At 45.2% G+C, this 19713-nt stretch carries 21 protein-coding genes; 13 read left to right on the top strand and 8 right to left on the bottom strand.

Features of this window, described 5'->3' with window-relative positions; translation table 11 throughout:
- Positions 1-195 precede the first annotated feature (195 nt).
- On the top strand, positions 196-672 hold the full coding sequence (locus LAY57_RS25235; RefSeq protein ID WP_249069862.1) for an HNH endonuclease family protein: 477 nt from the start codon (positions 196-198) through the stop codon (positions 670-672).
- Positions 673-723: 51 nt separating this feature from the next.
- On the opposite strand, the gene LAY57_RS25230 is transcribed toward LAY57_RS25235, so the two are convergent.
- Complete coding sequence (locus tag LAY57_RS25230; RefSeq protein WP_249069861.1) at positions 724-1566, bottom strand: Uma2 family endonuclease; 843 nt, start codon at positions 1564-1566, stop codon at positions 724-726.
- Positions 1567-1761: 195 nt separating this feature from the next.
- Here LAY57_RS25230 and LAY57_RS25225 point away from each other — a divergent pair, with 195 nt between their 5' ends.
- The 5 genes from LAY57_RS25225 (at position 1762) to LAY57_RS25205 (ending at position 6423) form a co-directional block, all read left to right on the top strand.
- Positions 1762-1992: an addiction module protein gene (locus LAY57_RS25225; RefSeq protein WP_249069860.1), complete on the top strand. Its 231-nt coding sequence runs from the start codon at positions 1762-1764 to the stop codon at positions 1990-1992.
- Positions 1993-2046: 54 nt separating this feature from the next.
- Entirely contained in the window at positions 2047-2844 is a 798-nt protein-coding gene (locus tag LAY57_RS25220; protein WP_249069859.1) for a uracil-DNA glycosylase family protein, read from the top strand.
- 227 nt (positions 2845-3071) lie between these two features.
- Positions 3072-3851 carry an exodeoxyribonuclease III gene (gene xth, locus LAY57_RS25215; protein WP_249069858.1) on the top strand — a complete coding sequence of 260 codons (780 nt, stop codon included), beginning with the start codon at positions 3072-3074 and terminating at the stop codon, positions 3849-3851.
- A gap of 214 nt (positions 3852-4065) precedes the next feature.
- Positions 4066-5451 carry an RNA-guided endonuclease InsQ/TnpB family protein gene (locus tag LAY57_RS25210; protein WP_249069857.1) on the top strand — a complete coding sequence of 462 codons (1386 nt, stop codon included), beginning with the start codon at positions 4066-4068 and terminating at the stop codon, positions 5449-5451.
- A 96-nt stretch (positions 5452-5547) separates the two neighbouring features.
- Entirely contained in the window at positions 5548-6423 is an 876-nt protein-coding gene (locus LAY57_RS25205; protein ID WP_249069864.1) for an SDR family oxidoreductase, read from the top strand.
- Between the two features lie 571 nt (positions 6424-6994).
- Here LAY57_RS25205 and LAY57_RS25200 read toward each other — a convergent pair.
- Positions 6995-8260, bottom strand: a complete 1266-nt coding sequence (locus LAY57_RS25200; RefSeq protein ID WP_249069856.1) for a pre-peptidase C-terminal domain-containing protein — start codon at positions 8258-8260, stop codon at positions 6995-6997.
- 597 nt (positions 8261-8857) lie between these two features.
- On the opposite strand from LAY57_RS25200, the gene LAY57_RS25195 reads away from it, so the two are divergent.
- Both LAY57_RS25195 and LAY57_RS25190 read left to right on the top strand, forming a co-directional pair.
- Positions 8858-9133, top strand: coding sequence for a BrnT family toxin (locus LAY57_RS25195; RefSeq protein WP_249069855.1), 276 nt, complete (start codon positions 8858-8860; stop codon positions 9131-9133).
- The gene (locus LAY57_RS25190; RefSeq protein WP_249069854.1) at positions 9117-9329 is read left to right on the top strand and encodes a hypothetical protein; all 213 of its coding nucleotides are present in this window, start codon (positions 9117-9119) and stop codon (positions 9327-9329) included. Before LAY57_RS25195 ends, LAY57_RS25190 begins: the two co-directional genes overlap by 17 nt.
- Before the next feature lie 104 nt (positions 9330-9433).
- Here LAY57_RS25190 and LAY57_RS25185 read toward each other — a convergent pair whose 3' ends face one another.
- Positions 9434-10195 carry a TIGR00297 family protein gene (locus LAY57_RS25185; RefSeq protein ID WP_249069853.1) on the bottom strand — a complete coding sequence of 254 codons (762 nt, stop codon included), beginning with the start codon at positions 10193-10195 and terminating at the stop codon, positions 9434-9436.
- Positions 10196-10221: 26 nt separating this feature from the next.
- Between LAY57_RS25185 and LAY57_RS25180 the strand changes: the two genes are divergently transcribed.
- The gene (locus tag LAY57_RS25180) at positions 10222-10653 is read left to right on the top strand and encodes a VOC family protein (RefSeq protein WP_249069852.1); all 432 of its coding nucleotides are present in this window, start codon (positions 10222-10224) and stop codon (positions 10651-10653) included.
- Here the strand turns inward: LAY57_RS25180 and LAY57_RS25175 are convergent.
- A complete protein-coding gene (locus LAY57_RS25175; RefSeq protein WP_338022486.1) occupies positions 10646-11332 on the bottom strand; it encodes an esterase/lipase family protein in 687 nt (228 codons plus the stop codon). The two genes, LAY57_RS25180 and LAY57_RS25175, sit on opposite strands and share 8 nt — an antisense overlap.
- A 195-nt stretch (positions 11333-11527) precedes the next feature.
- On the opposite strand from LAY57_RS25175, the gene LAY57_RS25170 reads away from it, so the two are divergent.
- Positions 11528-12268 (top strand): alternative oxidase, encoded by a 741-nt coding sequence (locus tag LAY57_RS25170; protein WP_249069851.1) that lies wholly within the window; start codon positions 11528-11530, stop codon positions 12266-12268.
- Positions 12269-12361: 93 nt separating this feature from the next.
- Here LAY57_RS25170 and LAY57_RS25165 read toward each other — a convergent pair whose 3' ends face one another.
- Positions 12362-13741: a proton extrusion protein PcxA gene (locus tag LAY57_RS25165; RefSeq protein ID WP_249069850.1), complete on the bottom strand. Its 1380-nt coding sequence runs from the start codon at positions 13739-13741 to the stop codon at positions 12362-12364.
- 135 nt (positions 13742-13876) lie between these two features.
- Here LAY57_RS25165 and LAY57_RS25160 point away from each other — a divergent pair, with 135 nt between their 5' ends.
- On the top strand, positions 13877-16192 hold the full coding sequence (locus LAY57_RS25160) for a recombinase family protein (RefSeq protein WP_249069849.1): 2316 nt from the start codon (positions 13877-13879) through the stop codon (positions 16190-16192).
- Positions 16193-16420: 228 nt separating this feature from the next.
- On the opposite strand, the gene LAY57_RS25155 is transcribed toward LAY57_RS25160, so the two are convergent.
- The 3 genes from LAY57_RS25155 to gatA form a co-directional block, all read right to left on the bottom strand.
- A complete protein-coding gene (locus LAY57_RS25155) occupies positions 16421-16762 on the bottom strand; it encodes a hypothetical protein (protein WP_249069848.1) in 342 nt (113 codons plus the stop codon).
- A gap of 1 nt (position 16763) precedes the next feature.
- The gene (locus LAY57_RS25150) at positions 16764-17078 is read right to left on the bottom strand and encodes a hypothetical protein (protein WP_249069847.1); all 315 of its coding nucleotides are present in this window, start codon (positions 17076-17078) and stop codon (positions 16764-16766) included.
- A 251-nt stretch (positions 17079-17329) separates the two neighbouring features.
- Entirely contained in the window at positions 17330-18790 is a 1461-nt protein-coding gene (gene gatA, locus LAY57_RS25145) for an Asp-tRNA(Asn)/Glu-tRNA(Gln) amidotransferase subunit GatA (protein ID WP_249069846.1), read from the bottom strand.
- A gap of 397 nt (positions 18791-19187) precedes the next feature.
- Between gatA and LAY57_RS25140 the strand changes: the two genes are divergently transcribed.
- On the top strand, positions 19188-19445 hold the full coding sequence (locus tag LAY57_RS25140; RefSeq protein ID WP_249069845.1) for a hypothetical protein: 258 nt from the start codon (positions 19188-19190) through the stop codon (positions 19443-19445).
- Positions 19446-19541: 96 nt separating this feature from the next.
- Positions 19542-19712: a hypothetical protein gene (locus tag LAY57_RS25135; RefSeq protein ID WP_249069844.1), complete on the top strand. Its 171-nt coding sequence runs from the start codon at positions 19542-19544 to the stop codon at positions 19710-19712.
- Position 19713: the final 1 nt, after the last annotated feature.

The raw sequence follows: 19713 nt of genomic DNA, 5'->3' as shown, positions 1-19713 counted from the left end.
AGACCTATTTTTTTTTGACAACAATGGGTCAACCCCGCACGCAGTAAGGGGTTGACCCATTGTTGTCACCCCGTCAGGCTTCGTCACCGTTCGATCGGAACTCGCGCTGATATAACATCAAGAATCAAGGATGTATTTGAGAATTTCACCGAAAGCAACAAAGATATTCGCCCGATAATAGAACGAATAGAATGGATGAAAACAACATCGGAATGGTGGTGGGGTTATTGGAATAATGAAAAGCTCAAAGAATCGCTCCAAGGGGGAATACATCATTTAGTTGCAAAATATCTGCTCTGGAAATATGAGATTCATTTAGAGCAACAAGGTCAAAACGGTTATTCTCATACTCGATTTGACCGAATCATCAGTCCAGAACTGGAGCATATCGCTCCAACAACTGAACCTGAAATAAAACCAGATGGTTATGACGATTACGATAATGAGTTTAGAAATCAATACCTTAATTGCTTAGGCAACTATCTATTGTTATCCAAGTCACATAATTGCGCGGTGGGAAATATTCCGTTCGCCGAAAAATTGGCAACTTATACGCACAATGAACAGCAAAGAGAAATTCAGAGTTTAGTCCGCGAGAATGGGGTATGGAGCAAGGAAATCATACAACACAGGAAAGACAAAATTATCGGCTTCATTATGGATAATTGCTAAATGGCATAACAAGGCGATCCCAGTGCGATCGCACTTTACCCCCATCTCTCCTTACCCCAATCGCTGCACATCTTCTACGGACAGCGACAGCGCTTGAGCCACTTGCTCTACTGTTAAACCCATTGCTAGAAGTTGAGGAATTGCATCCCGTTGGGTTTGCTCCGCGCGATCGGCCCGTTGGCGTTCCTGTTCAGTATAGAGGCGTTCGAGTCTAGCTTGTTCGCTACCAGTTAGCAACAAATTCCCCTCATTATCCCACCAACGTAACCATCGCTGGTTCTGATTTTGATAGCTACCTTCCCACACCCCTAACTCTACTCCCATCAGATCGATCGGGTAATGTCCGCGATCGTTTGGTTCCAACCGGCGATAGCGAGTATTCACCCAATTGTATACTTGTAATTCGTTCGTTTTAATGATGTATATCGCATAGTAAGGAATCCGAATAATCTGCTCGTATACCCAAAACTTTCCTGGTTTCTGGTTGACACCTTCTGGTAGGCGAGATAAAGGAGTATTGTCTTGTTCTTCAGAACCATCGCCACTCGCAAATTCGATCGCAATTAATGGCACAATATACTCGCGCCACAACACATAAGAGCGGCGAATTTCGCCATCTAATAGGGGCGGAACGTTGGGAATGTAGAACCAGTCAGGCGCTTCTGCTCCGCGTTCAGGAGGCTCGGTTTCGCGCCAGTAAATACCACAATCTTGCCCGATCGCATATTGTCCGTCGGGGTGGAGGGTTTGCAGTGTAGTTTCCAGGGAGTCGGTGAGTAGAATACTCTGGGGATGTTCTTGGAAGTTTTTCACAAACGTGCCGTCGGAGTCTGGGAGTTGGGTGTGATCGGGAAAGGCGGGGGGTAATGTTGTGGGGTTGAGGCTTTGGGTCATGTCAGCTATCCGGTGGTGAAAGGACAGATCCTTTATTAATTACAGCATAGCGATCGCCGATTGAGGGGCTTTATACTGTTTGTCTAGGCTGTTCGATAGCCGCGATCGCAAACCACATTAACCCCGGATCAATGACCTTGTATTGGTCTAAAATCTGTTACATTACGATCGTAATTAAGCATTTGGCGAAGAGCTATGCGGTCAATTGAACAACTGACAGAAGAGCTTTTATCTCTGCCTAGTGCATCAAGAGCGCTTTTGGCAGAAAAACTCGCAGAAAGTTTAGAATTCGATATCGACCCAATAATTCAGGCAGCTTGGACAACTGAGGCTCATAAACGACGTAACGAGATCCGAAGCGGTGCTGTGCAAGCAATTCCGGGGGATGAAGCCTTAGCTCAAGTGAGGCTGTTGCTTGACCCATGAAGTATGTATTTCATCCTGAAGCACTTGCTGAATATGCTAAAGCTAGCCTGGGTATTGGAAAAGCCGCAAATAATTGAAACATTCAGCAATCCAACATTTAAAATGTCTGAGATAACTCTGCTACATGAAATTGCTCATTGCCCCCATGCACGGTTCTGTCGAGAAAATCCTGCTGCTGAACATCCATGTAGCGAAATTGTTGATTATCAAAGATCGCTCAATTTAGACAAGTTTCAAGTACCTGAGCCTTGGAGTGGACATATAGAGAAAGCTCCTATTCTTTTTCTGAGTTCAAATCCATCAATTGGCTCTGTTGAAAACTACCCAAATTGGTCTTGGTCAGACGATGATATGGAAGATTACTTCAGTTATCGTTTTGGAGGGGGACGCAAGGAATGGATCGTCAATGGTACGAAATCCTTACTAATGGACGGGACATATAGCCATGCTGTTAAGTTCTGGGCAGCAGTCCGGCAACGTGCTATGGAGTTATTTGAACGGGATGTGCTTCCAGGAATTGATTATGCACTTACCGAAATAGTGCATTGTAAATCCCATAAAGAAATTGGCGTAGAACAAGCGCAAAATAAATGTGTTAAAGCCTATTTGTTGAGAACTTTAGAACTGGCCGGGGCAAAAGTAATTGTGGTGCTGGGAGTAGGTGCAAGGAAAGCAATTCAAAGTCAATTCAATATCCCTGAAAAAATCTCAGTGTCAGAGGCAATAAAGATAGGGAGCAGTGAAAGATTTTTTGCTTTCCTTCCACATCCAAATGCCCGCAGCTATCGTTCTTTTTCCAAGTGCTTTCAGAATGATGAGCTTGAAAAGTTACGCGCATCTTTGCATCCGTGAAAAAATGGTGAGTGATGCACATGGTTAAAGTTACTTGAACGTGCGATCGCCCGATTGAAAACTTTACCTTCTAGTGAGCAAGATCCGATCGCGTTATTACAAATGCTATGCGTATTTTGTCCCGCAGCACCTTACGAGATTTCTGGGAATCTCATCCAGATGCCGAAGAAGCACTGAAAACTTGAGTTTTTGAGTGAAAAGATTGACGAACAAACGGGGAATGAATAATGAAAATCGCCACTTGGAATGTTAATTCGATTCGTACCCGCCTAGTGCAGGTAGTAAACTGGTTACAGGAAAATCCTGTAGATGCTTTGTGTTTGCAAGAGACGAAAGTTCAAGATGCAGAATTTCCGCGATCGCCTTTTGAAGATCTGGGCTATCACCTCTACATTTCGGGACAGAAATCCTACAACGGCGTCGCCATTGTTAGCCACAAGCCCCTAGAGGATGTCACCGTAGGATTTGACCCTGTTTTGGGTATTTCAGATTTTGACGAACAGAAACGGGTAATCACGGGTGTTATAGATGATATTCGTGTCGTCAACCTCTACGTTCCCAATGGTTCTGAAGTTGGTAGCGAGAAATACGATTACAAACTGCGCTGGCTAAAAGTACTGCGCGATTACCTGCAAACACTCCTGGAAAAACAACCAAGTGGGATGTGCGTTTGCGGTGATATCAATATTGCCCTGGAAGATAAAGATATTCACAATCCCAAAGGGCGAGAAAAATTAGTAATGGCTACAGATTTAGAACGCCAAGCCTTGCAACAGGTTTTAGAATTGGGATTAGCTGATGCCTTTCGGAAATTCACTTCTGAGGGCGGACACTTTAGCTGGTGGGACTATCGTTCTGGTGGTTTTGGGCGCAACCGTGGTTGGCGAATTGACCACCACTATCTCACCCCGATTCTATACGAAAGGGCTCTAGCCTGCGCGATCGATGTTGCTCCCAGAAAACTGACCCAACCTAGCGACCACACTCCAGTAATTGTTGAATTTTAGCTAAACAGGCGGAAATCCCCACACCATAATTCTGATTTGGTGTGGGATGAAAGCCGTGCGACACGACGATTCCACCTCATGGCAATCCAACTGCGATGCTAGTTGGATTGCCATGAGGTGGATGAGGAGACGAGCAAATTTCCAGGTTGATTACTTTACTCATACCTATCTTATGGTATATTAATTTAAGTAAATTTAAAGCGCCAGAGCGACAGTGACAATAACGTATCAGTATAAATTCTATCCCGACACTAATCAAAAAATTGAGCTAAATCAGTGGCTCAGGATTTGTCGCTATTGGTATAATCGCCAATTAGGAGACAGGTTTGATTGGTGGGAAATGAATCGTACTAGCGTTAATTGTTGTCCCTTAATCACTAGCATTGCACCAGTCAGAGAAAAGCCCAATTATTACAGCCAAAAACAACAATTACCAATCATTAAGAAAGATTTGGTTCAGGTGTTCCATAGTGGCGAATTGTTGGACTTTGCCAGGGTTGATTCAACGGTCTTGCAAGATGTATCAAAGCGTGTTGACAAGGCATTTGAAAGATTTATTGTTGGTGATAGTAATGGCAACAAGTCTGGCAAACCACGCTTTAAGTCTGAAGCTAGTTTCCGAACCATGACTTTTGCTACTGCCAATCCAAGTTGGATTAAATTGGCTCGAAAGAACTGGTTTTATTTGCGACTGCCAAAGCTAGGAATAATCAAAGTCAGAATGCACCGGCCCATCCCGGGCGGATTTGTGATTAAGCAGGTCAGTGTTACTAAAAAAGCCGATGGTTGGTTTGTTCAATTAATCCTTGAGGATGTCACTGTACCAAGCATTAGTGCCGATGTAGTTGTGCCAAATTGGGACAATTCTTTAGGGATGGATGCTGTTTTACATGAAGATGTTTATCTGGCTACTTCTGATGGCGAAAAAATAACATCTCTGAAGCCATTACGCAAAAATCAAGCCAAGTTGACCCAGATATCAACTAAGCGAAATAAGTGTAAACGTGGTAGTAAAGCTAGACGTAAACTAGCTAAAAAAGAGGGCAGACAGCATCTTCATATTGCTCGTTCTCGTAAGGATTTTCATTACAAAACTGCTCACAGATTGGTGAGAACTGGGAAAAAGGTTTTCTTTCATGAAGACCTAAATCTCAAAGGTTTAACCAAACGGAATCAAGCCAAACAATCTGAGGATGGAACCTACCTTCCTAATGGTCAATCTGCCAAATCTGGATTGAATAAATCTTGGTCTGATGCAGCCTTTGGAAACTTCTTCAAGACACTGGACTACATAGCATCAATTGCCGGAGCAGTTGTCATTTCCAAACATCCCGCTTATACTTCAATGGTTCTCTCTTATCGGAATGAAATTGTTTTCACCGATGGCAATATCCGAGACTATTGGGATGAGCAAAATTCTTTGATGGTTAATCGCGACATTAATGCTGCGATTAACTTAAAAAGACTTGGGTTGGGCATTTTCCCAAGTATAAAACGCCGTAGTGGGAAACTATCTGTAGTTGGTTCTATGGATGATAGTACCATAAAGGAAATCTTGCATACCCTTCATCGGGCTGCTAGAAGCCTACACCATACCTGAAAGGTTGGTGTAGGAGTATGTCACTAGCTAGACTCGAAATATGGCGAACAAATGAAGGGAGCAGCCAGTCCAGATATTTCGAGTGAGGTAGCAGATATGTTTTTAATCACAGGAGCTACAGGAGGATTGGGCCGTAGGATTGTGCGGCTGCTGCGGGAACGGGAGATGCCGGTGCGATCGTTTGTCCGCCTCATGTCTCGCTACGGGGAACTGGAACACCGGGGAGCCGAGATTTTTATTGGCGATCTACAGCAAGAAAAAGATATCCAAAAAGCTTGTCGGGGCGTTGAGTATATCATCAGCGCCCACGGCTCCGATGGCAATGCCCAAGCGCTGGATTATCGCTCCAATATTGAACTAATTGACCGAGCCAAGGAGAATGGAGTCACGCACTTCGTTTTCATTTCGGTGCTGGGAGTCGATCGCGGATACGAAGATGCACCAACCTTTAAGGCAAAGCGGGAAGTGGAAAAATACCTGCAAACCAGCGGTCTGAATTATACCATTCTGCGACCTTCCGGGTTTGCCTCCAATCTGCTCCCCCTAGCGGAACAGTTTCGTCAGACGGGGATTTACCTGCTTGTAGGCGACCCGAAAAACCGCACTTCGATCGTCAGTACCGATGACTTGGCGAGGATTGCGGTGGATTCAATCTCTACTCAAGGGGCGCGAAATCAAATTTTACCAGTAGGAGGGCCGGATATTCTCACGCGATCGGACATTCCGCGCATTTTTGGCCGGATATTCAACCAAGAGCCGATCGTAATTAATCCGCCGCTGTTACTGTTTGATGGGGTACGCAGTACGTTGGGGCTTTTCAATCCCAGCGCTGGAAAGTCGATCGGCACTTTGCGGACATTACTGGCAAATGAATTTTTTTGCACAACACATGACATTGCCAATCTAGAGTCGATTTTCAACTTGAAATTGGAAACTCTGGAAAGTTTTTTGCGGCGCTATTTGGGGGCTTGATAAGTAGGTGGGCATAATTAAACGTAAAACTCCAGGCCCTTAGAAACCCGGTTTCTTGGAGAAACCGGGTTTCTGGAAGTTCAGTTCATTTACGCCCACCTACTTATCATGTTCGGTAGCATCGGGACGCTAAAAAATCTCTTTTCATATCTGCGTTCATCTGCGTTTATCTGTCTACCCTACGGGAAGGCGAAGCGCCTACATCTGCGGTAAAAATTTAACCAATGATGACCACAGACAAGGCCGATATAACCGGACATGGATATGATATCATGTCCGGTTTCATCGGTAGCGTAAGCGTGATGCGAGAAATTGTCTGTGGGAATCGAGGGTTAAATTTTTACCACAGATGTAGGCGCTTCGCCTTCCCGTAGGGTAGACAGATGAACACAGATGAACACAGATAAGAGAGTTATTTTTTTTAGACAACCGATGCCACCGGACATGATATGATGGATTGCTGGCGCGATCGCACACTAACGTAAAGTAGGGTGCGTTGCAACGCACCCTACCGCTAAAAGAACTTCTCGCGAGAAATGATTTTCTGTCCGGTGTTAACCGCAGCAGTTACCTATGCAGTCAGGCTGAGATTGTAGCTGGTATTAGCAAGAGGAGAGGTGGTAATCTCAACGAAGTAAGTACCCGCCCCTAAAGACCGCGCTAACGAGCCTGCGCTGGAAGAAGAAGCAGTAGTGCTAGCCAAAAACTCACCCGGATCTATGCTGCCATTATTGTTGCTGTCTCCATAGACATTGGCAACCGCCGTATCGCTCACACCATTAAGGGATAAGTTGAAGTTGTTCAAATTATTACTGAGGACAAAGCGGTAGAAGTCTTGGCGATCGGCAGTACCCACAAAATCCTGATAATTACGAGTCCCAGTTAGGGCGTCTATGTTTAAAGCAGTACCTGGTGTACTACCTGGATCTGATGCAGTTGTCGTCGGAATGCCAGTGGCAGCAAAACTCAGACTGTATGATGTGTTAGTGGTGGGTGAACCTGTTATCACATCTACATAGTACCGACCTTGAGCCAAATTCCTGTTGATTGATGCGGCGCTAGAACTACTACCGGAAACGCTGGCGATCTCTTCACCGGGTTCGATCGCATTATTAGTGTTAACATCTGCAAACAGTTTAAGAGTAGCATTGTTGCTCAAACCATTCAATGTTAGGTTGAGATTGCTTGGACGATCCAGATTGAAGCTATAGTAATCCTCTGGGTCGGGAGTGCCCACAAAATCATTCAAAGTGGGGCTAGTACGCAAGCTGCCAAGATCGTAAGAAACAGTCGGAGTGTTACCGGGATCTGATGCTGGAGCAACAGGTGTGGCAGCTATACGCCCTTCTCGATATCCATAGTTGACAAAGTGCTGTTCTGCACTTTCAAAATTGTTGCCGAATGCTGCCCTTAAGTCAGCGTTAGCATCTAAGTAGACGCGGGGATTGAAAAATTCTGATGCAGTGCGTCCCTCTCTCAAACCATTACTTTGGTAGTGCTGAGTTAGTTGTTCGTCAGTGAGATTAGCTTGGGCTAGGTCAGTATTGACAGCTTTGTAGTAAGATGCGTTAAACACAAGTCCTTGTCGGCGTTTTTCTCCTAAACTAAATGTTTCCATGTGGCTAAACATTTGGGGTTTGGTCAAGCCTGCCCTAGTTAAATCGAGGTAACTTGCTGTATAATAATTGAGGTCGGCAAACCGCGAAAATTGACGCCCTTCATTAGCACCCGCATTGACAAAGTGCTGCCGCAGTTGGTCATCTGTGGTGATTCCAGCACGAGCTAGGTCTGGATAGAGAGCGCGGTAAAAATTAGCATCGAACAGATTGGTAGCCATAAAGTTTTCTCCCAAGATGTAGACTTACATCTCTGTGTTGTTGAAAATTGTACTGATGACCTTTTATACTGTGACACGATTAAATGATGCTTAGGTGATTAGCAATAGGTGCCGATTAAGAAAATCTGCGGAAGCTAAATTCATCTAAATCATCTTGTGTCCTACTTCTTATTATACAAACCCTACGCATTCTTTACGGAATTGCAGAAATAAAATTTTTGCAGTTTTTTTATTTGTTGTTTTTAGCCGGATCGACTTCTAGATAGAATTTGCCCAAAACCCTATTTAAATAGGGCTGTCTGCATATTTTTCCTCTTAGGATATGAGGCTAGGCTTATATATACGTAAGTACAGCCTTGGAAGTTTGGGAGTTTTTCTGGATTCGTGGTTGATTTATGTGTAGTTATAGGGTTGAAAATTTGAGATAGAAATTTCAAATTTGAAAATATATGCCCTAGAGCGCCAGTCCAGTAGAAGAGGTTGACAAAAACTGCCAAGTATGGTTGTGTAATCTAAGATTATCAAAGCAGAAGGTGTTTTAGCGGTAGGGTGGGCAAATCGCCCACCTATTTTGCTGTCCAAGAGAAGAATATCGTTATGACGTTTCAGTGGAACCCAGACAAAGCAAGTAGCAACGCCAAGAAGCATGGTGTGTCTTTTGAAGAAGCTGTCACAGTCTTTGGAGATCCACTAGCTGTTACAATTCTTGACCCCGATCGCTCGGTAGGTGAGTTTCGCTTTCTGACAACAAGGCAGTCGAGGCTACAGCGTCTTTTGGTTGTCTCCCATACGGAACGAGAAGGTGAGGTACGTTTGATTAGTGCCCGTTTAGCCACTCGGCAGGAGAAGCGAAACTATGAGTCAGGAACCTGAAGCAGCAGTCAATGACGAAATGAGACCTGAATATGATTTTTCAGGCGGAGTTCGTGGCAAGTACTATGAAGCCTATATGCAATCAAGTAACGTTGTAGTTCTCGATCCGGATGTAGCAGAAATCTTTCGAGACTCAGCTTCCGTTAATGAAGCATTACGATTGCTTGCAAAGATTGCGAAGTCTGTCGCGGTCTAACACTGCGTTGGAGCCGACCGTACAGTGGCTATCTGTACGAGTCAGCAGTTATCTGCGGCGGCTCAATTTAGCCGTATTGAAAAATATGCTTAATAGGGGTGAAATTATGCTAAGCGAAAGGCCAAAGCTAGCAGAATGGCAGCGATCGCACCCAGCGAAGTATTGATCGCGTTGACAACTTCATTGGTGAGCCAGCTTACCTTGCCTTGCACTGTAGCACCGATCAGACTTTCTAAATTAGTGGCAATAAAAGCCGCCACTACGCACAAACCGACACCCACCAAATCGATTAAGCCGACGCCCCAACCAACGATCGCGATCGCAGCTGACCCCACAACCCCAGCTAAAGTCCCCTCCAGACTCACCGCTCCTTCCGTTCCTCGCGCTACTGGTTGTAAAGTAGTAATCAGAAAAGTGCGTTTACCGTAGGCTTTGCCCACCTCACTGGCGCAGGTATCAGAAAGCTTAGTACTGAAACTGGCGACATAACCCAGCAGCAGGAGGGGAAGAGTGGGAGAAGAGGGGAGTGGGAGAAGAGTTGCCAATGCACATAATGCCCCAGTCGCCGCAGAACCCCAGACATTTTCTGGCCCACGGGCACCCGATCGCTTTTCAGCTATTCCTTCGGCTTCTTTTTGAGCCATACCGATGCGGGTGACGCCAGATCCGACGAGAAAATAGAACAGTACCACTAAATATCCCTGCCAGCCAAGAGTACCCCAAATGAGAACGCCCAACACCCAAGCATGAACGTAGCCTGCTGGTGTAAGCAATTTTTTAGGGGCAAAATAGGCGATCGCTAACAAAACCGTATTCAATGCTGCGCCTACTAGCCAGGAATTAAGAGAATAAATACTAGAGAACATAACGCACTAGCCTCCCCGAACAAACTATGAACCAAGTTTTATTTCATCTTGCCTTTCCCGTCACCGACATTGCTCAGACAAAAGCATTCTACGCCGATGGCTTAGGCTGCGAAATCGGTCGCGAAAGCCCAATTTCGGTAATTCTAAACCTTTATGGCCATCAAATCGTTGCCCACACAGTCAAAGAACTGCTGACCCCTCAAAAAGGTATATATCCCAGGCACTTCGGTTTGGTTTTCACTTCCGAAGCCGATTGGGAAGCACTGCTAGATCGGGCGAAACAAAAGAATTTACACTTTTACCAAGAGGCTAAACGCCGATTTGTCGGTTTACCCACAGAGCATCGTACCTTCTTTTTAGAAGATCCTTTCCATAACATACTTGAGTTTAAATATTACTCTCATGCTTCGGCAATTTTTGGCGATCGCGAGTATGCACAGGTGGGGGATACTATCTAACAGGTTCTCCCAGCGCCTCTGTCACCGCATGAAGACTCCTAGAGTCTGTCAGCATCCAAGGATGGAGAGGAACCGGCACCTGCACCTCTTTACCCACAAGCAGTTGCGAACTATTCGCCGGGACGATCATCAAGTCGAGGGGTGTCCAGATGGAAGTGAAGTTTAGCCTCTCCAACATGGCGACATCCCGATTCAAATCTTCCAGAAAAGCGCTACCGGGGCGCATCTGAACGCAACCGGGGCGCTGGGAACCATAGGCTGTCAACGTGCCGCGATGAGGCGAGGCGATCGTAATGAAGCGCTGCACGCGATCGATTCCTCCCAGTCGCTGCACGTAGTAGCGGCTGACAACTCCCCCCATGCTGAAACCAACTAGATCTAAAGGTTGTTCTGGCGGGAAGACTTTGGCTACAAAATCTGCAACTTGCTCTGCCAAATGGTCAAGGTGCTTAGCACCATTATTTGGTATCATGTTCAAGTCGTAAACAGACCAACCCCGCTCAATCAGGTAGGGAGCCATTCTGTGAAAAACTGCCCCGGTATCGTTAATACCGTGAACTAGCAGCACTGGATTGCGATCGAGACTACTTTTCATCTCAGCATTAAATAAATTCCCTAATTCCAGCTTAGACTCAACGTTATATTTGCTCAAAAGTAAAGCTAAAATTAACCAAACCACACTTTGTAAAGATTTTGTTACACTTTAGAAGTGGATTAAGAGAAAACCTTCTGAATCTTGGTGTGGATATCGATCGAATTGTAGTGAAATTTACCATCTAAAAAGACTCTACAGTAAGACACTGCAATGGGGCCGATCGCACTCACAGTCAGATATCATACCCACGTCCTGATACAAGTACAAGGAGTACCATAAATGATTCGACTCCTAGTCAATTTCTTAGAATTTATTCTCAACTACCTTTACCGAGACCGTTTATATCCACGATTTTTTGTTTTGGAAACGGTTGCTCGCGTTCCTTACTTTGCCTTTACATCAGTGCTTCACCTTTACGAAACTATGGGTTGGTGGCGCAAGGCAGATTGGCTCAAAGTTCATTTTGCCGAATCCTGGAACGAATTACACCACCTGCTAACTATGGAGTCCCTTGGCGGCAATAAGTACTGGATCGATCGCTTTGTCGCCCATACAGGAGCTTTTGTTTACTACTGGATTCTGATTTGCGTGTATATAGTGGCACCCAAGTCAGCTTACCAATTCATGCAGATGGTAGAGGAACACGCTTACGAAACTTACAAGAACTTCCTCGCAGAATATGGGGAGAAACTTAAAACTGAGCCAGCACCCCAGGTTGCCATAAACTACTACCTCCAAGGTGACCTTTATCTGTTTGATGAATTCCAAACTTCTCGTTCACCAGAAGAACGTCGCCCGAAAATTGAGAATCTCTACGACGTATTTGTTGCTATCCGCGATGACGAAATGGAACACGTTAAAACGATGGTAGCTTGCCAAAAGCCAGATGCTCAAATTACTTTCAAGAGTCCTCACAGTCCTGACGCTAAATTCCTGCCTGAATCAACTCTGATGAAGGTCGAAGAATCTGACGCTAAATTGGCACAAGAGGCAGATCAAAAGGAACCGGCGATGTTGTAATTCGTGATTGATGATTGGGGAAAAGGTGATTGGTCAATGGCCATTAATTATGAATTATGAACTGTAAACCATAACTATTCCCCATTCCTCATATTACTCATTCATATTTCTGTAGGTGGCGACAGCTGAAGGAGATATCCGATTCAAGTAACGGAATATCCAGTATTTAAATACCGTGTCCAAAATTACAGGAAAAGTAGCAATAAACAAAAAGATAAAATCTCTATTTTCTGGAAGACCTAAATGCCGCGATACATTCTCCAGTAGCACTTCCCACCCATGCGGTGAGTGGAATCCCACAAATACATCGGTAAACAAAATAATTATGAAGGCTTTAGCGCTATCGCTGAGACCATACACAAGCTCATCGATAAAAGACTTCAAAACTGCGATTTCTCTGCGACTCATAAATATGACGACAGCAAACGCAACTAGCGACAGTAAATCGGAAAAGATATTTTTAATAGCATCAGCACTTTGGTGACGGGATTCTTTTGCTATCTCCTTGGCCTTTTCTTTTAATTGCTCTTCTATTTGCTCAGGGGAAAATTTTGGGGCTTCAAAAATTAGATTTTCAAATTCTAGTCTTTCCTTAAATCTTGTTAACTCACTAAGAGCTTCTTCTTCCAAATCCCGGTTAATGAAAATATCGAGTTCGTTTTCAGTTCGGAAATTATCAACTAGAGGCCCTACAACAAATAGTTTGGACAACTGATAAGTTAGCAGAGGTGCTATAATTAGAATTAAAAGAAACCTGAGAGAAATTGCTGTTTTTGCCTTGGACTTACGGAACTTTTTGACAACTTCTTCTTCCGACTGCGGATCTAATTCTCTCTGAAGTCTATTAATCGTTTTAAAAATAGACCTGGGTAAAACACCAGTTTTGTCAGAAATAGTGTCAGCTTTGCTATCTGAGTTGGGAGTAGATAAATACAGTTGCTCATTTGAAATGGGTGAGCTAAGTTTTTCAGAATCAGAGCTTTGATTTTTGGCAATTGCTACTAAAGCTAAAGATTTTTCAGGTTGTGATTTTTGGGACTCTATAGTAGTATATTTAGATATGACGCGATCGATAAATTTTAGCTTTTCTAAAATAATCGCTGATTTATCCCTGGATTCGGGCGAATAAACGTTTCCGTTATTAACTGAGGCATCAACTATTTCTGCTTTGGCTGGGGTTTGATTATAATTACTAATCCCGATCACTGAATTACTGGCTCTGAATTCGGCTAGTCGCCCCTTGGTAATATTTAGATTTTTTTGCAGTTCGGCACGAAAATAGGACATCTCGCTGTCAGTGTAATCAGCTGAATCAGCCACTATTTTTTTGCCGCCAAAATATTCGTCTTCAATAGCCTTGATTTGCAAAGCGGCATTATATGCTTGCTCTAATGCCCTTTCTGGCGTTTCTGAAAACCATTCGGCGGCATAACGCAAGGAATCTATAATTTTTGTCAAAATGGTTCTTTTCATGATAGAAATTTGTCTGATTATTCTTAGTGGTATAGGAGAAAAATCCCTTTTGCTTCTGAGTTAATGCAGATTTGCAAAAGTTGGAAAGTTGAGTGTACGTGGTATGATAGCAAATTAACCGGAGGACGGACGGTAGTGTCTGAGTCTATTTGGATCGCAAGCGCCAGTCGCAGTGGCAAGACTACTCGTTTGATCGAGCAGTTTTGCACGTGGGTGCAGATGGGATTCGATCGGGCCGATACTCTTGGGCCAGATTTTCCACGTCGGCGGCGAGGAGTTGCCCAGACTGGTGCCAGTCGGTTAAGTTCTAAGCAAATAGCATCGGCAGCTTTAGTGTTTGCGGCTAATGGGGATAATCGCATCGTATTGGCGAATAGTATCTCGGCGGCGATACCCAATATGCCGGTTTACACAACCACACCTCTAGCTTTTTTTGAGAATGAAGTCATTTTGTTTTGGCCCCTGTTAATTCAGCGGTTGAATTTGAAGGCACAATTCCCAGTGCGCCTGCGTCCCGAAACCGAACAGGAATTGGCAACTCAGCTTTGGAGTTCGGATCTAGAGCAGGGAATTTGGCAACAAATGGGGGTAAATGAGTATCGATTGGTGCGTAGAGCGCTAGATTTGCTGTTATTAGCCGGTTTGAGCGGAACGCCGCCAGAGGACATACCTGAAATTTTAGAACAGGGTTTGGCGGGAGAGAGGGAGAGTGGGGGAGGGGGAGAGGGGGGGAGGGGGAGAGGGGGAGAGGGGGAGAGGGGGAGAGTGGGGGAGTGGGAGAGTGGGGGAGTGGGGGATTCTTTACTCAGCACTCAGCACTCAGCACTGGGACAGATGCTGCTGCGCTGGCGGGAATGGTGTCTGGAGCGGGGATTGCTGACTTATGGGATTATTACCGAACTATATTGGCGTTATTTGTTGCCAGATGTAACTTATCAGCAACATTTAACTCGTAGGTATCGGTTGGTGCTGGCGGATGATGTGGACGATTATCCGGCGATCGCACGGGATTTGTTTGACTTTATGCTTGACAAAGGCGCGATCGGCGCTTTTACGTATAATCCTGAAGGTGGCGTGCGGCAAGGACTGGGGGCTGACCCGGATTATATGGAGGGTTTGGCGTCTCGTTGCCGCCTAGAAGGCTTCACAAGCCGACCGATCGCCTGTTTGGAAACCGATTGGGGAACGTTGTTGGTGGAAGCACTTAGTGACCCGACGTTATTGTCGAGCTTGCCAGAACCAGTGCTGTCGATTCAAACGGTATCGCGATCGCAACTACTGCGACAAACAGCCCAGACTATTAGCTTGGCGATACAGTCAGGAGAAGTGCAACCGCAAGAAATAGCAGTGATTGCACCGGGGTTGGATGCGATCGCACGCTACAGCATTATCGAAATTCTCAACAGCCAGGGCATAGCAGTCGAATCGCTTAACCACCAGCGCCCGTTATCCAGTTCACCGATCATTCGGGCATTGCTGACGCTTCTAGGCTTAGTTTATCCGGGATTGGGGCGTCTGATCGACAGAGATGCGATTGCCGAAATGCTGGTGGTACTAAGTCAGTCGTCCGCAGGAACAGACAATCAGGAATGGGAAGATTCTCTCATCCAAAATCCAAAATCCAAAATCCAAAATGGGATAGACCCAGTGCGAGCCGGTTTGTTGGCAGACTATTGCTATGCTCCAAATCCAGAACTACCCAGTTTACTACCTGCCAAGACATTTCCTCGCTGGGATCGATTGGGATATGAGGCTACCAAAGGTTATGAAGAGATTGTACAGTGGTTAGAAGAACAGCGATCGCAACAACAACAGCATCTTATTCCCAGCCCTGTTTACATCCTGGATAGAGCAATTCAGCACTTTTTATGGAATGACAGCCATCTTCCCTTCGATCGCATAGCCGCTTTGCGAGAATTGCAGGAAACCGCCCAACACTATTGGGAAATTGATGTGCGGCTGCGAAAGAGCGAGCAAACCGATACCCCATCTTATACTACCGTCGGTCGATTTATTCAGATGCTGCGTTACGGTACAGTTACGGCTAACCCTTATCCTGTGCGATCGTTTGGTCTAGCCGCTCAAGCTGTTACGATCGCAAACATCTTCCAATATCGTTCCAGTCGTCGTTTTCATCGCTGGCAATTTTGGCTGGATGCTGGTTCCCCTCTGTGGCTAAGCGGCGGCGCAGCGACCTTATTCGGTTCTCCGTTATTTCTCCAGCATCGGTTTGGACAACCTTGGACAGCGGAAGATGAAATAGAAGCGGGTGAGGAACGGTTGCGACGGATTTTACGAGATTTGCTCAGTCGTGCGGGAGAAAGAGTTTATTTGTGTCACAGCGATTTAGCTGTGAACGGACAGGAGCAAACAGGCCCCCTGGTGACCTTGGTAAATGCTTCTGGGGAGGGGCTAGAAAGTCAAAAGTCAAAAGTCAAAAGTCAAAAGTAAAGAATGGAGTGGGGGAGTGGGGGAGAGAATCCCCACTCCCCCATCAGGACTCAGAACTCAGCACTTTGCTATACATCACAGCCACCGGATGTGATATCATGTCCGGTTGCATCGGTTGTCTAAAAAAAATAACTCTCTTATCTGTGTTCATCTGTGTTCATCTGTCTTCATCTGTGGTAAAAATTTAACCCTCGATTTCAACAGACAATTTCTCGCATCACGCTTACGCTACCGATGCAACCGGACATGATATGACTCTTCCGCTTCGGCTAACGGCTTCAACGCATCAAAATATCCCTGCTTCCACAATTGCGCGATCGCATTTTCCATCGCAGGTCGCGTTAACTCTGGTAAAACAATCAACCCTGGTGGAGCCAAAAAAGGAGAACCCAACTCCACCTCCCCATCTAAATCTTGTTGTAAGCGGATGGGGTCGTAAAAATAGACAGAATAGGTTTTGCCATCCCTACAGCGGACGATCCCATCGCTTCTATGTCCTTTCATTGGCGTTTCTACCTCGTCTCTTTCGTCCCAGCCATATTTAAACGTCAGTTTGGGCGCGGTTTCCATATCACGATTCCTCTATAACGGCTTGTATTTTTTTTAACTCTTCTTGGTATTGTTGGTAGGTGAGCAAATTTGCATATTTAGGCACAATCTCGCGATCGCTGCGATCCCGTCCTCTTTGCACAATTTTTAATGTATCTGGTAAGAACAAGATCTTATACGCTCCTCCAAAACGCCTAACGCGATCGGCATCTTGATGAATCGATATTCCATGTGTTGGCTTAAAATAATTTGTTTCCGGATCTATTCTAACTTCGTAGGGTCTAGCTTCAAAATTGCTACCCCCTCTGTAAAAGGTAGCCGTGCCTTCGTTTTCCATTCAATACTTTTATCCACTGCCACCACTTTACCACAGAACTCCGAAAAATTAGATGCACAGCAGCTTATGGCTGTAGGGGTAATTCATGAATTACCCCTACAGCTAGAGTATGCCAAGCAGTTTTGCGTAAGTCCTATAATTAATAATCAAATTTTTAAGGCGACTCGTAACAACTGGAGTTTAGACTAATAAACTCCAGTTATACCGTTCGGACAGCGTTGCGTAGCAAATCGGATTTTTCCGATCGGATCTCAATCCAAGTGAGGCTTTTGGCGATGCCAATAAGTTGATTGCTCGTAACCATAAGCCACTTGAAACAACTGATCTTCTCGCAAAAGATTGCCGATCAATTGCATCCCGATCGGCAGTCCTTTCTCATCGAAACCGCATGGTATATTCAATCCAGGTAACCCAGCTAAATTTACTGGTATTGTCATCAAATCTGACAAATACATACTCAGCGGATCTTCTGTTTTTTCCCCTGCTTTAAATGCCGTCGTGGGAGCAGTCGGACATACTAATATATCAACTTTTTCAAAAGCACTCTCGAAGTCTTGTTTGATCAACGTGCGGACTTTTTGTGCTTTGAGATAATAGGCATCGTAATACCCAGCTGATAAAGCGTAAGTTCCCAGCATGATTCTCCGCTTGACTTCCGTCCCAAAACCGGCAGCGCGAGTCTGGGTATACATTGATAAAAGCGTTGTGGCACTTTCATCGCGGATGCCATACTTTACCCCATCGTAACGAGCCAAATTGGCAGATGCTTCCGAGGGCGCGATGATGTAGTATGTGGGCAAACCGTAGCGGAATCGGGGACAAGAGATGACATGAATTTCCGCACCTAATTCTTGCAGAACTTCGATCGCTTTTGTAACTGCTTTTTCGACTGCGGGTTCTATCCCTTGACCAAAAGTTTCTTTGATAATGCCAATTCTCAGAACGCCTCTGCTTTTGAAGTTGGGTCGGAGCGCTTTGGCATAATCTGGGATATCAACTTTCAAGCTGGTAGAATCTTTGGAGTCGTAACCTGCGATCGCACCCAACAAAATCGCCGTATCCTCTACCGATCGTCCAAACGGCCCAATTTGATCCAGGGAAGAAGCGTAAGCTACCAATCCAAACCGCGAAACCAACCCATAAGTCGGTTTGAGCCCCACCACCCCACAAAAAGACGCCGGTTGACGAATCGAACCCCCCGTATCGGAACCGAGAGCCACAACGCATTCTTCCGCTGCTACAGCCGCTGCCGAACCACCCGATGAGCCACCCGGCACCCGTGACAAGTCCCAAGGGTTAGCCGTGATTTGATAGGCAGAAGTTTCCGTGGAACTCCCCATCGCAAACTCATCCATATTCGTTTTGCCAACCATCACCGCACCCGCATCCGCCAGTTTCTGCGTCACGGTTGACTCGTATGGAGGCACGAAATTTTCCAGAATCCGCGAACCGCAAGTGGTGCGAATCCCTTTAGTACACATATTGTCCTTGATGGCAATGGGAATGCCTGCCAGCAGGCCGATTTCTTCACCGGCGGCGATTTTGGCATCCACCGCCAGAGCCTGTTCTATGGCTTTTTCTGCTGTTAGGCACAAAAAACTGTGCAATTTCGGTTCTAGCGCCTGAATGCGCTCTAACGCTTCTTTCGCGATCTCTACAGCAGAGCGTTCTTTGCTGATGAGTTGTTGGTGCAACTCGCGGATGGATGCCATGCAGTTACCTCAAGACCTCTGTTTCACTTAAAGCTCGATCTATAAGTATATGGTTCTGCTACATAAAACTGACACAAAGCGGAACATCATAGTATAAACCAGACACCGCTTGAAGTTTACTTCCTGCTTCATCAGGGGCATCGGAGCATAATGTCCAATTTTATCGGAAAAAATGACGAAATGGAATCAGATCTACCAGTTCAATACTTACTCACTAATCAAAATAACTATTCTCAAAAAGCGCATCGGCACTTTCCCTTAGTTTAAACCAGTATAAAGTTTTACCATTGTTACAAAATTGTAAAATTTTACGCGGGATTCATTGCCAGCGATTATATCGCTGGCAATGAATCCCTTTTTCTTCCCTGATTGTGTCTCTTGGGAGATTAACAATACCATGAAACTGCCATCACTGACGCCATTTGTCACAGCCGGAGCGATCGCTCTCGGAATTACCACATTTTCTCAATCTAGTCAAGGTCAGAACGCCGCTGCACGGGGATTTTTTTGCGACACCTCTAGTGGCGTCCCTGTTAAGCAACCACAACCACAGCCACAGATGCCTCAAAGACCAGAGGGTTGTTTAGATGATCCGGCGTTAATTAGACTAGACAAGTTTGCGCTGATCCTACTAATAAAGATGGTTTTTTTATGAGTTGTCTTTGGGGAGGGACAATAGTAACGTGCGCGGGCAATGTGAACTAAAAGTGGAATTGCACCCAATATTCTGAATGCGATCGCACTATTTTCAATGGCTGCGATCGCACTTATCAACCAACAAAGTAAACTGCAATCGCAAAGGATACCGGAGGCATATCGCTCTTTTTTTGTGCTGATGAGAAAAAGTGCGATCGCCAACTTCCGCAGAAACCCGGTTTCTTTGGTGGGTGCGATCGCCACATCTTATAATCAAATAAACTAGA

Source organism: Argonema antarcticum A004/B2 (genome assembly GCF_023333585.1).
Lineage (GTDB): Bacteria > Cyanobacteriota > Cyanobacteriia > Cyanobacteriales > Aerosakkonemataceae > Argonema > Argonema antarcticum.
The sequence above is the reverse complement of the archived record's forward strand: the minus strand, read 5'-3'. Positions and strand labels throughout refer to the sequence as shown.

Coding starts and splice junctions, on each gene's coding strand:
- LAY57_RS25235 (WP_249069862.1), top strand. CDS start 196: ATGAAAACAACATCGGAATGGTGGTGGGGTTATTGGAATAATGAAAAG.
- LAY57_RS25230 (WP_249069861.1), bottom strand. CDS start 1,566: ATGACCCAAAGCCTCAACCCCACAACATTACCCCCCGCCTTTCCCGAT.
- LAY57_RS25225 (WP_249069860.1), top strand. CDS start 1,762: ATGCGGTCAATTGAACAACTGACAGAAGAGCTTTTATCTCTGCCTAGT.
- xth (WP_249069858.1), top strand. CDS start 3,072: ATGAAAATCGCCACTTGGAATGTTAATTCGATTCGTACCCGCCTAGTG.
- LAY57_RS25205 (WP_249069864.1), top strand. CDS start 5,548: ATGTTTTTAATCACAGGAGCTACAGGAGGATTGGGCCGTAGGATTGTG.
- LAY57_RS25200 (WP_249069856.1), bottom strand. CDS start 8,260: ATGGCTACCAATCTGTTCGATGCTAATTTTTACCGCGCTCTCTATCCA.
- LAY57_RS25195 (WP_249069855.1), top strand. CDS start 8,858: ATGACGTTTCAGTGGAACCCAGACAAAGCAAGTAGCAACGCCAAGAAG.
- LAY57_RS25190 (WP_249069854.1), top strand. CDS start 9,117: ATGAGTCAGGAACCTGAAGCAGCAGTCAATGACGAAATGAGACCTGAA.
- LAY57_RS25185 (WP_249069853.1), bottom strand. CDS start 10,195: ATGTTCTCTAGTATTTATTCTCTTAATTCCTGGCTAGTAGGCGCAGCA.
- LAY57_RS25180 (WP_249069852.1), top strand. CDS start 10,222: ATGAACCAAGTTTTATTTCATCTTGCCTTTCCCGTCACCGACATTGCT.
- LAY57_RS25170 (WP_249069851.1), top strand. CDS start 11,528: ATGATTCGACTCCTAGTCAATTTCTTAGAATTTATTCTCAACTACCTT.
- LAY57_RS25165 (WP_249069850.1), bottom strand. CDS start 13,741: ATGAAAAGAACCATTTTGACAAAAATTATAGATTCCTTGCGTTATGCC.
- LAY57_RS25155 (WP_249069848.1), bottom strand. CDS start 16,762: ATGGAAACCGCGCCCAAACTGACGTTTAAATATGGCTGGGACGAAAGA.
- LAY57_RS25150 (WP_249069847.1), bottom strand. CDS start 17,078: ATGGAAAACGAAGGCACGGCTACCTTTTACAGAGGGGGTAGCAATTTT.
- gatA (WP_249069846.1), bottom strand. CDS start 18,790: ATGGCATCCATCCGCGAGTTGCACCAACAACTCATCAGCAAAGAACGC.
- LAY57_RS25140 (WP_249069845.1), top strand. CDS start 19,188: ATGAAACTGCCATCACTGACGCCATTTGTCACAGCCGGAGCGATCGCT.
- LAY57_RS25135 (WP_249069844.1), top strand. CDS start 19,542: ATGGCTGCGATCGCACTTATCAACCAACAAAGTAAACTGCAATCGCAA.